The organism is Streptomyces sp. NPDC026575, from assembly GCF_055567415.1.
The window spans coordinates 176466-192078 of record NZ_JBVHQM010000004.1; the positions used below are offsets into that span (position 1 = coordinate 176466).

Here is a 15613-nt window from a genome sequence, read left to right on the forward strand (position 1 = left end):
CGCCCCCTGACTCCGCGGACGCCCGGCATCCTCGGGGGCACTCACCCGATAAGGCCGCAAAAACAGGCAGTCGGCCCCCGCGCTACCTAGCGTGGGACCTGTGTGCCACGGCCGAGGAGGTCTGTGCCGCACCCGACGGACCTGTGCCACGGCCAACGGAAGGGTGATCACCCATGCCCCACGACCAGGTCTCCGCGCGCCATCCGCTCCCCGGTACCGACCGCAATCGCCCCCGCAGACGCAGACACGCCTCCCAGAGCCCGCCGACCCGGCCCCATGACGGGCAGCGCCCGCACCCCGTACCCACCCATGACAAGGGCAGCCAGGGCCGGTCCGCCGAGGGCGCCGCTCAATCGGTCGAGTCCCCGGCGAGCGGCCGGTAGCTTCCTGGCATGACGCCCTCATCGCTGCGCCTGGAGAAGGTCACACCGGACAATGTCGAGGCCGCATGCCGGCTGCAGGTGCGGCCGGATCAGGAGGGGCTGGTGGCGCCGGTGGCGCGGTCGCTGGCCGAGGCGTATGCGCAGCCCGAGATCGCCTGGCCCCGGTTGGTCTTCGACGGCGAACAGCTCGTGGGCTTCGTCATGGGCTTCTTCCTCGTCCGCTTCGACCCGGAGAACCCGCAGGACAGGCTGCGCTCGGGAATCTGGCGCCTGAACATCGCCGCCGACCAACAGGGCCGCGGTTATGGCCGCTTCGCCGTGGAGTCCGTGTGCGAGGAGATCCGCGGGCGCGGGCAGAGCCGGGCGACGGTGAGCTGGGTCCCGGGGGAGCACGGCCCGGAACGGTTCTACCGGCGACTCGGCTTCGTCCGAACCGGAGAGCTGAGCGGCGACCAGGTCGTCGGCGAGCTCGACCTGACCGACTGACTGCCTCACCGGCCGGCCGGCTGCGCGTGGCTGCCCGACCGACTGCCCGACCGACTGCCTCACCGACTGGGGCCGCGAACTGCCGGCAGCGGCGCTCGCCGCCGCGAAACCGACCGACTGTCCGACCGAGCGGCTGACCGGCGGCGTGGCCGACTGCTCACGCGCACCGGTCTGCCTAGGACCTGTCCGATGGGTCCTGGCCGGGCCCGACCCCGACCCATCGGACAGGCCATAGCTGTGGTGAACGGCGGCGGTGCCCGGCCCGCCCGTACCCTGGAGAAGTGAGCACCACCCCCGAATCCGAGCAGACCCCTGGGCCCGAGGCCATCGCCGCTACCGATGGCGACGGCGGCGGCCCCCAGGCTCCGGCCGCTGCGCCGGTACCGCGCCCGGCCCGCAGGCCCGCCGCGAGGCTGATCTTCGACGACCCGCTGAACCAGCAGTCCTCCGACGACACCGATCGCGGCTGGGGCGAGCGCCCGGCCGGCGGTGACAGCGCCGCCGATCTCGCCCGCTTCCTCGACGAAAAGCCGCCCCACCACCTCTGAGCGAGGCGAGGGGGCGGCATGTGCCGGCTCTGACGCCTGCTACTCGTGGGTCTTCTGGGAGCCGATGGTCCCCGAGGCGGAGGACGGCAGGGTCGGCGAGCCGCCCCGCTGGGCGATCAGCGCGTCGCGGATCTCGGCGAGCAGCTCGACCTCGGTCTGGGGCGCCGGGGCGTCATCGACCGGCTTCTTGGCGTCCTGGCGTTCCTTCCACTTGTTCATCGGAAGGATCATGAGGAAGTAGACGACCGCGGCGGTGATCAGGAACGTCAGCGCGGCGCTCAGCACCGAGCCCCAGAGGATGTAGATGCCGTCGGTGAACGCGCCCGTCTTGGGGTCCTTGGCGCACGTCGCGGTCAAGCAGGACTGGTAGTGGTCCAGATTCTGCGAGCCGAGGGCGCCGACGATGGGGCTGATGACGCCCTTCACCACCGCGTTGACGATGTTGGTGAACGCCGCACCGACGACGACCGCGACCGCGAGTTCGACGACGTTGCCTCGCATCAGGAATTCCCGGAAGCCTGCGAGGACGCTTCTCTTCTCCGTGCTCACCTATGAGGACCCTTCTTGTCTGGCCGATGCGCCTCGAAGGATGATCCCGGACCTGCTCAGGCTGCGCAACTCCGGTCATGTGAGATGTTTTCCCATAAGGGATCCCTTCGGGGGCTGGTCGAAATATGGGTGATCTCCGCTTTGCTTCATCGGGCGGCGGTGCGGTGCGGTGCGGTGAGGCGGGTCGATCGTGTGGTGCGTGGCCGAATACCTTCCCTTCCGTTTCATGGTCACGTATGGACGTTTGATGTCCGATTGCTGCCGGGTCAGACCAGAAGAAGGCGGGGGATGGGGAAATTCTTGCTCCGCAACGTGGGGGAAGCCTGCTGCCCGCCGGGCCGGCCGTCCCCGCGCTGTCCCCGCCCTGTGCGCTGCTCCCTCTCAGGGCGGGCGCCCACGGCACCGGGCGGATCGTCGTCGCCAATAAGTGATTCTCGGATGACAAGGCGTGGTTTAAGGGGTGGCGATCGTGAAGTTCTCGCCCCGGCTGCGTGACCGACTTGAGGCGGGCAGTGACAAGCTCAAGGAAGTCTGCGGGTAAGCGGGGAAAAGAGGTCGGGGAGAGCGGGCGAATATGGCCGTCCGTCGCCTATGGAAGTTCGTTGAAAGTTCTCCGGAATGTGGCCGCTGTGATGAGCGCTATGGCGATCAGACGTGCGCCGAGGCGAAGACTTTCGAATGGTGACGCAGTTCTCATTCCCGGGCTATGGCGTCGTGCGGACGTCCGTCGGGTCGCATAAAGCGATCTTTGTGTGGGGTGATGTGCGCCGAGCACCGCGTTCTTGCGCCGCCGGCGTCTGTCTGCACGGAAATGACCAGTGCGGCCGCGGTCATGATGACTCCCGCCAGGGCTCCACGGCGCTGTCGCGTGAACCTTCGCAACCGATGACGGGCGGGTGCGACCCGCACCGGCGCGAACTGCGCCACTTCGCGGCGCGGGGGTGTGGGAAGAGGCGGGTCGGGCTGCGGGGCTGAGCGGAGGGTCTGCGGCGTCGGGTCGGTGAAGGTGCTGGGCATGGAGGACCGCCTGTGAGGAGGGGGTTGCCTTGGGCTACGTCCCACCGTGCCGCAGTTCGCGCCCGCCCGCTCCGGCCTGTGGACGGCCCCGCCGTTGTGGACAACCCGGCCACCCGGGAGAGGGACCGGACGCCAGGCTCACGTCACCCCGTCACCCCACGTCACCAGGGCACCCCGCGTCGCCAGGACGCCCGTCACGACGTGCGCCCCGTCACGACGTACACCCCGTCGCGACGTGCGCCCCGTCACCGCCTCACGGCAGCTCGATGCCCAGGTCCCAGCCCGCGTGGGCGTCGACGCACAGGCAGTCCCTGGCGGTGTTGTCGGGCAGTGCGGCGACCGCGTCGAAGAGCACCTCGCGCAGCCGCCCGACGTTCTGGGAGAAGACGGCCAGCACCTCTTCGTGGGAGACGCCATCGCCGGTCTCGGTGCCCGCGTCCAGGTCGGTGACCAGCGACAACGAGGTGTAGCACAGGCTCAGTTCGCGGGCCAGGACCGCCTCGGGGTGGCCGGTCATGCCCACCACCGACCAGCCCTGGGCGGCGTGCCAGCGCGATTCGGCGCGGGTGGAGAAGCGCGGACCCTCGATGACGACCAGCGTGCCGCCGTCGACCGGCTCCCAGTCACGGCCGCGGGCGGCCGTGAGGGCGGCCTGACGCCCGGTGGGGCAGTACGGGTCGGCGAAGGTGAGGTGGACGACGTTGGGGACGCTCCCGCTCCACTTCGTTCCGCCGCCGCTCTCTGGTGCGTCCCCGGAAGCGGAGCCCGGCAGCGGGTGGCCGTCGAAGTAGGTCTGCGGGCGCGCCTTGGTGCGGTCGACGAGCTGGTCGGGGACGAGCAGCGTGCCGGGGCCGTACTCGGGGCGCAGACCGCCGACCGCGCACGGGCCGAGGACCTGCCGTACGCCGACGGAGCGCAGCGCCCACAGGTTGGCGCGGTAGTTGATGCGGTGCGGCGGGAGGTGGTGGCCGCGGCCGTGCCGGGGCAGGAAGGCGACCTGGCGGCCGGCGATCTCGCCCAGGAACAGCGAGTCGCTGGGGGGACCGTAGGGGGTGTCCACCGTGATCTCGGTCACGTCGTCGAGGAAGGAGTAGAACCCCGAACCGCCGATGACACCTATCTCCGCTTCAGCCATGCGGGCCACACTATCGGGGCCCCGCGCCGGTGGGCCGCGCGATCAGCGATTTCGGACGCCGCGTGGGGCGCCGGAACGACCGGACCCCGCCGTCCGGGAAGACGGCGGGGTCCGAAGAGGTGCGGGGTGCGGTCAGGCCGCGGAGCTGGTGCTCGACGTGCTGCTGGAGGCCGCGGCCGGGGTGGAGGACGCGGAGTCGGAGCTGCTCGACGAGGAGCCGGCGGAGTCCGAGGAGGACGTGCCGCTCGACGAGGAGGAGCTCTTCGCCGGGCTGCTGCTGGACGACGCACCGCGGCTGTCGTTGCGGTAGAAGCCGGAGCCCTTGAAGACGATGCCGACCGCGGAGAACACCTTCTTGAGGCGTCCGCTGCAGCTGGGGCACTCCGTGAGCGCGTCGTCAGTGAACTTCTGCACCGCCTCTAGGCCCTCGCCGCACTCGGTGCACTGGTACTGGTACGTCGGCACTTGACTTCCTCCTGGCACTCTCACTCGATGAGTGCTAACGACGCTCCATCTTGCAGTATTCCGGCCCGTCAGTCCACCGGGACGGGGATACGGTGACCGACTCCACGTCCGTTCAGGCGCTCGTCAGCTCCCGCTCCCGGTCGTCGGCGGCAGCGGGGGAGACGGTGGCGTCGCCCTGGGAGGCGACCACGGTCGAGGAGCGCGGCAGCAGGTGGGCGCGGAGCGCGACCAGCACCACCAGGGCCAGCACCGTGCCCGCCAGCGGCACCAGGAAGCCGGTGCTCGGGCCGAAGCCGTCCGCCAGCTGGCCGGCGGAGGTGGCCGCGGCCGCCTGGCCCAGTGCGACCGCGCCGGTCAGCCAGGTGAATGCCTCGGTACGGGCGGCGGCCGGCACCAGCGACTCGACGAGCGTGTAGCCGGTGATCAGGGCCGGGGCGATGCACAGGCCGACGACCAGGCCGACGGCGCCCAGCAGCGGCACGGCGGTCACCGCCCACAGCGGAGTCGTGGCCAGCGCCAGCAGGCCGTAGGCGACCAGCAGCCGGCGCCGCGGGCCGACCTTCCAGGCGATCGCGCCGCAGGCGATACCGGCGAGCATGTTGCCGCCGGCGAAGATCCCGTAGAGCACGCCGTTGATGCCGGGCTGCCCGATGTCCTGGGTGAACGCGGTCAGCGAGACCTGCATACCGCCGAAGACGGCGCCGATGCCGAGGAACGCCACGATCAGGACGCGGACGCCGGGCACCGACAGCGCCGAGACGCGCGGCCGGTCGCCGGCCCCGGCCCGGTGCACCGGGGGCTGGCTGCGCCGCTGCGAGGCGAAGAGCAGCCCGCCGGCCAGCGTCAGCGCGGCCTCGGCGATCAGGCCGGCCGCCGGGTGGATGCCCGTGCACAGCGCGGTCGCCAGGACGGGGCCGACCACGAAGGTGAACTCGTCGGTCACCGACTCGAAGGCGGCGGCCGTCGGCATCAACGGGCTGCCGCCGAGCCGGGAGGCCCAGCGGGCCCGCACCATCGGGCCGACCTGCGGAGTCGAGGCGCCCGTGGGGACGGCCACGGCGAGCAGTGCCCACAGGGGGGCGTGGGCGAGGGCCAGGATGATCAGGGCCGTGACGCCGGCGACATGGACCAGGACGCCGGGGATCAGCACCGCGCGCTGGCCGAAGCGGTCCGCGAGCTTGCCGCTCTGCGGGGCGAAGAGCGCCATCGAGACACCGGTGGCGGCGGACACCGCGCCCGCGGTGCCGTAGGAGCCGGTGGTGGACTCGACGAGCAGCACGATGCCGATGGTCAGCATCGCGAAGGGCTGCCGGGCCAGAAAGCCGGGCAGCAGGAATGTCCATGCACCTGGGGTGCGGAGCAGTTGTCCGTAACCGGGACGGGAGTCCTTGACCGCGGATGCCACGGCCGGGCCTTTCTGCCGCCTGGTAGCGCGCCACCCGCGAGGTCGTCACAGGCACGCGCCGAGAGCTGTCCTCTCGCGCAGGACCGAGTGATACCGCATGGTCCGCACCCCGAGAGGTGGCTGCGTGTGGCAGGGGACCGCGGCCGCCGAGCGGTCGCGCCAGCTCTGCGTCAGGCAGAGTTGGTTCGTCATTGTTCCTTTTCATACTACAGGCCCAAGCGCGTGAAGCCCTGGGATTAACCAGGGCTTCACGCGAATTTCCTTGGGTTCCGTGGAGATCTGCAGCACATTTCCGGGGCGGCGGCGCCGCGAGGGCCGGGCCCGCGGTCAGCGCGGCCCCTGCTCGTGGTGGTGCCGCCCCGAGGGGCCGCCCGTCCCCAGCCAGCCGGCGAGCTTGCCGCCCTGGGAGACCGCCTGCAGCCGCCGCTCGGCCGCGTCGCGCACCTGATCCGTGGCCACCACCAGCAGCTCGTCGCCGCGCCGCAGCACCGTGGTCGGCGAGGGCACGAAGCTGGCGCCGTCCCGGACGACGAGGGTGACCGCGGCCCCCGCGGGCATCCGCAGCTCGCCGACCTCGACGCCGTGCATACGGGACGTCGGCCCGATGGACGTCGACAGCAGATGGCCGCGCAGCCGCTCCAGGGGAGCCGACTCGATGCCCAGGTCGGCGGCCTCCTTGCCGTTGCCCAGCTTCAGCCGCCGGGCCAGCCACGGCAGCGTCGGCCCCTGGACGAGGGTGTAGACCACGACCAGGACGAAGACGATGTTGAAGACCCGTTCGCTGCCGGGCACATCGCTCACCATCGGGATGGTGGCCAGCACGATGGGTACCGCGCCGCGCAGCCCGGCCCAGGACAGCAGGGTCTTCTCCCGCCAGGACACCCGGAACGGCAGCAGCGCGGTGAACACCGACGCCGGCCGGGCCACGATCGTCAGGATCAGCCCGATCACCAGCGCGGGCACGAAGTCGTCGACCAGCTTGTGCGGTGTGACCAGCAGGCCCAGCAGCACGAACATGCCGATCTGGCCGATCCAGCCGAGGCCCTCGGCGAAGCCGCGGGTGGCCGGTGCGTGCGGCAGCTTGGCGTTGCCGAGTATCACCGCGGCCAGATAGACGGCGAGGAAGCCGGAGCCGTGCGCCAGTGCGCCGGCGGCGTACGCCGAGACCGCGATGGCCATGACGGCGATCGGGTAGAGGCCGGAGGCGGGCAGTGCCACATGGCGCATTCCGTACGCACCGAGCCAGCCGATGGCCAGGCCGACGGCGGCGCCGATCGCCAGTTCCAGGGCGATGGTGCCGAGCAGGACGTACCACTCCTCGACCGGACCCGCCGTGGAGAAGGCGACGACGAGGATGACCACCGGGGCGTCGTTGAAGCCGGATTCGGCTTCCAGGACACCCGTCAGGCGGGACGGGAGCGGCACATTGCGCAGTACGGAGAAGACCGCCGCGGCGTCGGTCGAGGAGACCACGGCGCCGATCAGCAGCGCCTGGCGCCAGTCAATTCCGGCCAGATAATGCGCTCCGGCCGCGGTGACCCCCACGCTCACCGCGACGCCGATCGTCGAGAGCGCCGCCGCCTGGGGCAGGGCCGGTTTGATCTCTTTCCACTTGGTGCCCAGGCCGCCCTCGGCGAGGATCACGACCAGTGCGGCATAGCCGAGGATCTGGGTCAGCTCGGCGCCGTCGAAGGCGACGCCGCCGATGCCGTCCTGCCCCATGGCGATGCCTATCCCCAGGTAGATGAGCAGGCTGGGGAGCCCGCTGCGCGAGGAAACCCGTACTGCGACGACGGCGATGAGCAGCACGAGTGAGCAGATCAGCAGGAGTTCGTTGAGGTGTTCGACAGTCAGGAGCTGGTCCTTCCTCGCACAGGTTCGGGCGGTGGGCCGTTGGGTAGCTTTCCTTACCGTATCTAGTTACTGAGGCTAACAATTTACCATTGCTTGAAAGTCGGATGTGCTGGTGGTGACTCCGCGTAGGGGTCGCCGAACCCGTGCGCCTATGGTTGCTCCAGCACTCCCACCCTGCCCCTCGAAGGACCGAGATGCCCGCCAACAAGTCCGGCCCAGTCCCCAGGAAGAAAAAGGGGCGGCGCGGCCGTCTCGTCGCGATCACTGTCGTGCTGCTGCTCGTGGCGGGCATCGGCTTCGGCGCGTTCTGGGGAGTCAGCACCGTACGCGCCTCCATCCCGCAGACCACCGGCTCGCTCAAACTCCCGGGCCTGACCAACCCGGTGGACGTGGTCCGCGACGCCAACGGCATCCCGCAGATCTACGCCGACACCGACGAGGACCTCTTCCGCGCGCAGGGATACGTGCAGGCCCAGGACCGCTTCTGGGAGATGGACGTCCGGCGCCATATGACCGCGGGCCGGCTGTCGGAGATGTTCGGCAAGAGCCAGGTCAAGACCGACTCCTTCCTGCGCACCCTCGGCTGGCACCACGTGGCGCAGAAGGAGTACGACACCAAGCTCTCCCCCAGTACCAAGAAGAACCTCCAGTCCTACTCCGACGGCGTCAACGCCTACCTCAAGGACCACGAGGGGTCGGCGCTGTCCCTGGAGTACGCGGCGCTGGACTTCGAGAACGACTACAAGCCCGGCAAGTGGACGCCGGTCGACTCGGTGGCCTGGCTCAAGGCGATGGCCTGGGACCTGCGCGGCAACATGCAGGAGGAGATCGACCGCTCCCTGATGACCAGCCGCTTCAGCCCGGAGCAGATCGCCCAGCTCTACCCGGCGTACCCGTACAAGCGGAACCAGCCGATCGTCGACGGCGGCACGGTCGACCCGGCCACCAAGCAGTTCACGCCCAAGCGCTCGGCCAACTCCGCCCCCGCCGGCAACGGCACCGCCGTCGGCGGTCTGCAGACGCAGCTGTCCTCGCTGTCCAAGACCCTCGACGAGATCCCGGCGCTGCTCGGCCCCAACGGCAACGGCATCGGCTCCAACTCCTGGGTCGTCTCCGGTGCGCACACCACCACCGGCAAGCCGCTGCTCGCCAACGATCCGCACCTGGCCCCCCAGATGCCCTCGCTCTGGTACCAGATGGGCCTGCACTGCCGTAGCACCGGCCCCAAGTGCAACTACGACGTCTCCGGCTTCACCTTCTCCGGGATGCCCGGCGTCGTCATCGGTCACAACCAGAACGTCTCCTGGGGCATGACCAACCTCGGCGCGGACGTCACCGATCTGTACCTGGAGAAGATCAACGCCGACGGGTACCTCTACGACAACCGGCAGCGGGCCTTCACCACCCGCAAGGAGACCATCAAGGTCGCCGGGGGTGAGAGCCGCCAGATCACCGTCCGCTCCACCAACAACGGGCCGATCGTCTCCGACCGCGACGACGAGCTCGGCAACGTCGGCAAGGACGCCCCCGTGGGCAACGCCGCACCGGACCGCGGCGACGGCTACGCCGTCTCGCTGCGCTGGACCGCGCTGGACCCCGGCAACTCCATGGACGCCGTCTTCGAGCTCAACCGCGCCAAGGACTGGAGCAGCTTCCGCAAGGCCGCCGAGCACTTCGAGGTCCCCTCCCAGAACCTGATCTACGCCGACACCAAGGGCAACATCGGCTACCAGGCGCCCGGCCGGATCCCGGTCCGCGGCAAGGGCGACGGGCACTTCGACGGCACCTTCCCGGCGCCCGGCTGGGACCCCGCCTACCAGTGGAAGAGCTACATCCCGCAGAAGTCCCTGCCGTACGAGTACAACCCCCAGCGCGGCTACATCGTCACCGCCAACCAGGCCGTCGTCGACGAGAAGTACCCCTACCTGATCACCAAGGACTGGGGCTACGGCTCCCGCAGCCAGCGGATCAACGACCTGATCCAGTCGAAGATCAAGGACGGCGGCAAGGTCTCCACCGACGACATGCAGACCTTCCAGAAGGACAACAGCAGCGAGATCGCCCGGCTGCTGACGCCCTACCTGACGAAGATCGACATCAAGGACGCCTACGTCCGCGACGCCCAGCAGCTGCTGGAGGGCTGGGACTTCACCCAGGAGCCCGACTCCGCCGCGGCCGCCTACTTCAACGCCGTCTGGCGCAACACCCTCAAGCTCGCCTTCGGCAACAAGATGCCCAAGGAGCTGCGGGTCCAGGGCCAGTGCCTCAACGTCCGCCCGGCCGACGAGACCGGTCCCGCCGACGAGAACGACACCTACGTCCGCGAATGCGGTGAGCGGGACGGCGACACCGCCCAGCCCGACGGCGGCGACCGCTGGTACGAGGTCGTCCGCACCATCCTCGACGACCCGGACAACGCCTGGTGGAAGACCGAGGACCGGCCCGGCCGGCCCGGCGACAAGAACCGCGACCAGCTCCTCGCGCACGCCATGACCGACGCGCGCTACGAGCTGACCTCCAAGCTGGGCAAGAACATCGACAACTGGAGCTGGGGCCGGCTGCACCAGCTGTTCCTGAAGAACCAGACCCTGGGCACCGACGGGCCGGGCATGCTCCAGGGCCTGTTCAACCGCGGCCCGTGGAACCTCGGCGGCGGTGAGGCCGCGGTCGACGCCACCGGCTGGAACGCCGCCGGCGGCTACAAGGTCACCTGGGTCCCGTCGATGCGGATGGTGGTCAACCTCGCCGACCTCGACAAGTCCCGCTGGATCAACCTCACCGGCGCCTCCGGGCACGCCTACGACACCCACTACTACGACCAGACGGACAAGTGGGCCAAGGGCGAGCTGCTTCCCTGGGCGTTCACCGAGGAGGCGGTCAAGAAGGCGGGGAAGGACACCCTGACGCTGTCCCCCTAGGGCGGACGCCGCCCCGCCGGGGCACCGCCGTCCTCCGAAACCGACGGGCGGGCCGGAAGACCTCCGCACAGGTCTTCCGGCCCGCCCGTCGGCGTTCCCGCCGCCCGCCCGCCCGTAGTGCTCAGTGCCGGAAGCGGTGCACCGCCGACGGCGTCACCGCGGCGTGCACATACCGGTCGTGCGGCTCGGCCGGCACCTCGGGCAGCACCTCCGCGTCGTAGAGCAGCACCACCAGCGACGCCTGCGCACCGGCGCGCTCCAGCCGCGCCAGCACCCGGTCGTACGAGCCGCCGCCGCGCCCCAGCCGCAGGCCCCGCCGGTCCACCGCCAGCCCCGGCAGCAGCACCACCTGCGCCTGTGTGACGGCCTTCGGGGTCAGCCGCTCGCCGTCCGGCTCCAGCAGCCCCCAGCCCGCCGGTACGAGCCGCTCGGCGCCCTCGTAGAGCGCCCAGTCCAGATCGTTATCCGGGAGCAGCACCGGCAGCAGCACCCGCACCCCGGACGCCCGCAGCCGGTCCAACAGGGCACGGGTGGACGGTTCGGTGCCAATCGAGACATATGCGGCGACGGTCGGCGGGGTCTCGGGTCGCGGGGCGTCCGGAGGCGGGGCGACATAAGGGGCCAACTCGTCCAGCTCCAGCGTCCGTCGGGCCAGCGCCTCACCCGTCGCCGCGATGACATCCGCCGGCAACGATCTCCTCACCTCCAGGAGATCGCGCCGCAACCTGCGCTTTCTATCGTGGTTCGTGCTCACTGTGTGCCCTTGCTCCCGCTCTCGTGCTCTATTGACCGGACCCTCATCATCGTTCCGATAGGGCCGGTTATGGTGTCGCGCATGACCCCATCGCACACACGGATCAGCAAGGCTGTCATCCCAGCAGCCGGCCTCGGCACCAGGTTTCTCCCCGCTACGAAGGCCACACCCAAGGAGATGCTCCCGGTCGTCGACAAGCCCGCCATCCAGTACGTGGTGGAGGAGGCGGCCGCAGCCGGGCTCTCCGACGTCCTGATGGTGACCGGCCGCAACAAGCGCCCCCTTGAGGACCACTTCGACCGCAACTACGAGCTCGAAGAGGCCCTGCACCGCAAGGGCGACGAGTCCCGCCTCGCCAAGGTGCAGGAATCCAGCGACCTGGCGACCATGCACTACGTACGCCAGGGCGACCCCAAGGGCCTGGGCCACGCCGTACTGTGCGCCGCTCCGCACGTCGGCGACCAGCCCTTCGCGGTCCTCCTCGGCGACGACCTGATCGACCCCCGCGACCCGCTGCTGGCGCGCATGGTCGAGGTCCAGGAGCAGTACGGCGGCTCCGTCATCGCCCTCATGGAGGTCGACCCGGCGAACATCCACCTCTACGGCTGCGCGGCCGCCGCTCCCACCGGCGACGACGACGTCGTGACCGTCTCGGACCTGGTCGAGAAGCCCGACCCGGCCGAGGCCCCCAGCAACCTCGCGATCATCGGCCGCTACGTCCTCGACCCGGCCGTCTTCGAGGTGCTGCGCAAGACCGACCCGGGCCGCGGCGGCGAGATCCAGCTCACCGACGCCCTCCAGGTGCTGGCCGCCGACCCCTCCCTGGGCGGTCCGGTGCACGGCGTGGTCTTCAAGGGCCGGCGCTATGACACCGGCGACCGTGGCGACTATCTGCGTGCCATTGTCAGACTGGCATGCGAACGTGAGGACCTGGGCCCGGACTTCCGGACCTGGCTGCGCAGTTACGTCACCGAGGAGATGTAGGACGTTGAACAACGCCACCGACCGGACCAGCCACCAGGACCGCGTCTGGTCGGTGGCCGAGCATCTCGACGACGTCCTGTCCAAGATCGCCCCGCTGGACCCGATCGAGCTGCAGCTCCTCGACGCCCAGGGCTGCGTCCTGGTCGAGGACATCACGGTCGCCGTCGCCCTGCCGCCCTTCGACAACAGCTCCATGGACGGCTATGCGGTCCGCGCCGCCGACGTGGCGGGCGCCACGGAAGCCGCCCCGGTCGCCCTGACCGTCATCGGCGATGTCGCGGCGGGCAGCGGCGAGCTGCCGGAGGTCGGCCCCGGCCAGGCCGCCCGGATCATGACCGGTGCCCCCGTGCCGCCCGGGGCCGAGGCCGTCGTCCCGGTCGAGTGGACCGACGGCGGCACGGGCGGTGGACCGGCCGCCACGATGCGCGCCCACAGCGCCGCCCCGCAGGACGCCGGCGGTGCGGTCCGCATCCACCGCCCGGCGGCCGCCGGCGCCCATATCCGCCGCCGCGGCAGCGATGTCACCGAAGGCGAGCCGGCCCTCGCGGCGGGCACGGTCCTCGGCCCCTCCCAGATCGGCCTGCTCGCCGCCCTCGGCCACGGCACGGTCCGGGTCCGCCCCCGCCCCCGGGTCGTGGTGATGTCGACCGGCAGCGAACTGGTCCAGCCCGGCGAGGCGTTGGGCCCCGGCCAGATCCACGACTCCAACAGCTTCCAGCTCGCCGCCGCCGCCCGCGCCGCCGGCGCCATCGCCTACCGGGTGGGCGCCGTCGCCGACGACGCCGAGACCCTCCGCGCCACACTGGAGGACCAGCTCATCCGGGCCGACATCCTCGTCACCAGCGGCGGGGTCAGCGTCGGCGCGTACGACGTGGTCAAGGAGACCCTCGCGGGGCTGTCCGCCGCCGAGCCCGACGGCTCGCCCCTCGCGGGCGGCGGTGTGGAGTTCCGCAAGCTCGCCATGCAGCCGGGCAAGCCCCAGGGCTTCGGCCTCATCGGTCCCGACCGCACCCCGCTCCTCGCCCTGCCGGGCAACCCGGTCAGCTCGTACGTCTCCTTCGAGGTCTTCGTACGCCCCGCCATCCGCGCCCTGATGGGCCTGGCCGACGTACACCGCCCGACGGTCCCCGCCCGGTGCACCGAGGCCATCGCCTCCTCGCCCAAGGGCAAGCGGCAGTTCCTGCGCGGCTCCTACGACGCCGAGACCGGCACGGTCACCCCGGTCGGCGGCGCCGGCTCCCACCTGATCAAGGCCATGGCGCACGCCAACGCACTGATCATCGTCCCCGAGGACACCACCGAGGTCGCCGCGGGCGGGAGCGTGGAGGTCGTCCCGCTGGGACAGCCCGCCGGGTGAGCCCGAGCCGCCGGGGGTACGGTGTCGTCCCACAGGCGGCAGTTTCCACCGGGAGAACGATGAGCAGCGGGCAGCAACACCTCACCCATCTCGACGCGGCGGGCGCGGCCCGGATGGTCGACGTCTCCGCGAAGGAGGTCACCGCCCGCACGGCCCGGGCCCGCGGCCGGGTCCTGGTATCGCCGCAGGTCATCGAGTTGCTGCGGGGCGAGGGCATGCCCAAGGGCGATGCCCTGGCCACCGCCCGGATCGCCGGCATCATGGGCGCCAAGCGCACCCCCGAGCTGATTCCGCTCTGCCACCCCCTGGCCGTCTCCGGTGTGAAGGTGGACCTCTCCCTCACCGACGACGCCGTCGAGATCGCGGCCACGGTCAAGACCACCGACCGCACCGGCGTGGAGATGGAGGCGCTGACCGCCGTCTCGGTGGCCGCCCTCACCGTCGTCGACATGATCAAGGCCGTCGACAAGACCGCGGTGATCTCCGACATCCGCGTCGAGGAGAAGACCGGCGGCAAGTCCGGCGACTGGAGCCGGTCATGAGACCCGCCCGCGCCCTGGTCGTCACCGCCTCCAACCGCGCCGCGGCCGGCGTCTACCCCGACAAGGGCGGCCCGCTGCTCGCCGAGGGCCTGACGGCCATGGGCTTCGAGGTCGACGGCCCACGGGTGGTTCCCGACGGCGACCCGGTGGAGGCCGCCCTCCGCGAGGCCGTCGGCGCCGACCGCTACGCCGTCGTCCTCACCACCGGCGGCACGGGCCTGTCGCCCACCGACCGCACCCCCGAGGCCACCCGCCGCGTCCTGGACTACGAGGTGCCCGGCATCCCCGAGGCGATCCGCGCCGCGGGGCGCGAGAAGGTCCCCACCGCCGCCCTCTCCCGCGGCCTGGCCGGTGTCGCCGGCACCACGCTGATCGTCAACCTCCCCGGCTCGACGGGCGGAGTCCGCGACGGCCTCGCCGTCCTCGCCGACCTCCTCCCGCACGCCGTGGACCAGATCCGCGGCGGCGACCACCCCCGCCCCTCCGGGAGCCCGAGCTGAACGCGCCCTGGCCGGTGGTCCTGACGGATGGTGATGTCACCCTCCGCCCGATAAGGCTGCGCGACCAACGGGCCTGGCGCGAGGTCAACCGCCGCAACCGCGACTGGCTGCGCCCCTGGGAAGCCACCATCCCGCCGCCCCCGCCCGGTCTGGCCCCGCCGCACCGCCCCACGTACCGTCAGATGGTCCGCCATCTGCGCGCGGAGGCACACGCCGGCCGGATGCTGCCGTTCGTCGTCGAATACCGCGGACAGCTCGTCGGGCAGCTGACGGTCGCCGGCATCACCTGGGGCTCGATGTGCTCGGGGCATATCGGCTACTGGGTCGACCAGGAAGTGGCCGGCCGCGGTGTGATCCCGACCGCCGTGGCGCTCGCCGTCGACCACTGCTTCCGTGCCGTGGGGCTGCACCGTATTGAGGTCTGCATTCGCCCGGAGAACGTCCCCAGCCGCCGAGTGGTCGAAAAACTCGGCTTTCGCGAGGAAGGCATCCGGCCCCGCTACCTGCACATCGACGGGGCCTGGCGCGACCACGCGGTTTTCGCCCTCACCGCCGAAGAGGTGCCCGAGGGCCTGCTCAACCGCTGGCGCCGCCGGAATCCCAGCCGGCCCGGCACACCCCACAAATGAAATAAATGTTCGAATAAATTTCCCGATTGGCCGGATTGGTGAGGGCGCGGATCTCTACCATCACAAAAAAGTTCGAGATATCAGCCA

General features: G+C 70.8%; 15 protein-coding genes. 9 read left to right on the forward strand and 6 right to left on the reverse strand.

Annotated features, from left to right (window positions below):
* The first annotated feature begins 173 nt into the window (after positions 1-173).
* The 3 genes from ACZ4NB_RS06970 (at position 174) to ACZ4NB_RS06980 (ending at position 1417) form a co-directional block, all read left to right on the forward strand.
* Positions 174-383 carry a hypothetical protein gene (locus ACZ4NB_RS06970; RefSeq protein WP_467658889.1) on the forward strand — a complete coding sequence of 70 codons (210 nt, stop codon included), beginning with the start codon at positions 174-176 and terminating at the stop codon, positions 381-383.
* A 9-nt stretch (positions 384-392) separates the two neighbouring features.
* Positions 393-869: a GNAT family N-acetyltransferase gene (locus tag ACZ4NB_RS06975; protein ID WP_467658890.1), complete on the forward strand. Its 477-nt coding sequence runs from the start codon at positions 393-395 to the stop codon at positions 867-869.
* Positions 870-1150: 281 nt separating this feature from the next.
* Positions 1151-1417, forward strand: coding sequence for a hypothetical protein (locus ACZ4NB_RS06980; RefSeq protein ID WP_467658892.1), 267 nt, complete (start codon positions 1151-1153; stop codon positions 1415-1417).
* A gap of 39 nt (positions 1418-1456) precedes the next feature.
* On the opposite strand, the gene ACZ4NB_RS06985 is transcribed toward ACZ4NB_RS06980, so the two are convergent.
* The 5 genes from ACZ4NB_RS06985 to ACZ4NB_RS07005 form a co-directional block, all read right to left on the reverse strand.
* Complete coding sequence (locus tag ACZ4NB_RS06985; protein ID WP_467659180.1) at positions 1457-1918, reverse strand: MscL family protein; 462 nt, start codon at positions 1916-1918, stop codon at positions 1457-1459.
* A gap of 1318 nt (positions 1919-3236) precedes the next feature.
* The gene (locus tag ACZ4NB_RS06990) at positions 3237-4118 is read right to left on the reverse strand and encodes an S-methyl-5'-thioadenosine phosphorylase (protein ID WP_467658893.1); all 882 of its coding nucleotides are present in this window, start codon (positions 4116-4118) and stop codon (positions 3237-3239) included.
* A 132-nt stretch (positions 4119-4250) separates the two neighbouring features.
* Positions 4251-4583: an FmdB family zinc ribbon protein gene (locus ACZ4NB_RS06995; RefSeq protein WP_467658895.1), complete on the reverse strand. Its 333-nt coding sequence runs from the start codon at positions 4581-4583 to the stop codon at positions 4251-4253.
* A 112-nt stretch (positions 4584-4695) separates the two neighbouring features.
* The gene (locus tag ACZ4NB_RS07000) at positions 4696-5988 is read right to left on the reverse strand and encodes an MFS transporter (protein ID WP_467658896.1); all 1293 of its coding nucleotides are present in this window, start codon (positions 5986-5988) and stop codon (positions 4696-4698) included.
* 327 nt (positions 5989-6315) lie between these two features.
* A complete protein-coding gene (locus tag ACZ4NB_RS07005) occupies positions 6316-7797 on the reverse strand; it encodes a potassium/proton antiporter (RefSeq protein ID WP_467658898.1) in 1482 nt (493 codons plus the stop codon).
* 239 nt (positions 7798-8036) lie between these two features.
* On the opposite strand from ACZ4NB_RS07005, the gene ACZ4NB_RS07010 reads away from it, so the two are divergent.
* The gene (locus tag ACZ4NB_RS07010; protein WP_467658900.1) at positions 8037-10760 is read left to right on the forward strand and encodes a penicillin acylase family protein; all 2724 of its coding nucleotides are present in this window, start codon (positions 8037-8039) and stop codon (positions 10758-10760) included.
* A gap of 121 nt (positions 10761-10881) precedes the next feature.
* Here ACZ4NB_RS07010 and ACZ4NB_RS07015 read toward each other — a convergent pair whose 3' ends face one another.
* Entirely contained in the window at positions 10882-11484 is a 603-nt protein-coding gene (locus tag ACZ4NB_RS07015) for a 5-formyltetrahydrofolate cyclo-ligase (protein WP_467658902.1), read from the reverse strand.
* Between the two features lie 111 nt (positions 11485-11595).
* On the opposite strand from ACZ4NB_RS07015, the gene galU reads away from it, so the two are divergent.
* Genes galU through ACZ4NB_RS07040 form a run of 5 tightly spaced genes read left to right on the forward strand, consistent with a single transcriptional unit; the run spans position 11596 to position 15526 of the window.
* Positions 11596-12498: a UTP--glucose-1-phosphate uridylyltransferase GalU gene (galU, locus tag ACZ4NB_RS07020; protein WP_393487677.1), complete on the forward strand. Its 903-nt coding sequence runs from the start codon at positions 11596-11598 to the stop codon at positions 12496-12498.
* Positions 12499-12502: 4 nt separating this feature from the next.
* A complete protein-coding gene (gene glp, locus ACZ4NB_RS07025) occupies positions 12503-13855 on the forward strand; it encodes a molybdotransferase-like divisome protein Glp (protein WP_467658904.1) in 1353 nt (450 codons plus the stop codon).
* Positions 13856-13914: 59 nt separating this feature from the next.
* Positions 13915-14397, forward strand: a complete 483-nt coding sequence (gene moaC / locus ACZ4NB_RS07030; RefSeq protein WP_467658906.1) for a cyclic pyranopterin monophosphate synthase MoaC — start codon at positions 13915-13917, stop codon at positions 14395-14397.
* Complete coding sequence (locus ACZ4NB_RS07035) at positions 14394-14897, forward strand: MogA/MoaB family molybdenum cofactor biosynthesis protein (RefSeq protein WP_430978149.1); 504 nt, start codon at positions 14394-14396, stop codon at positions 14895-14897. The genes moaC and ACZ4NB_RS07035 overlap by 4 nt, the downstream gene beginning before the upstream one ends.
* A 14-nt stretch (positions 14898-14911) precedes the next feature.
* Positions 14912-15526, forward strand: coding sequence for a GNAT family N-acetyltransferase (locus tag ACZ4NB_RS07040; RefSeq protein WP_467658908.1), 615 nt, complete (start codon positions 14912-14914; stop codon positions 15524-15526).
* Positions 15527-15613 lie beyond the last annotated feature (87 nt).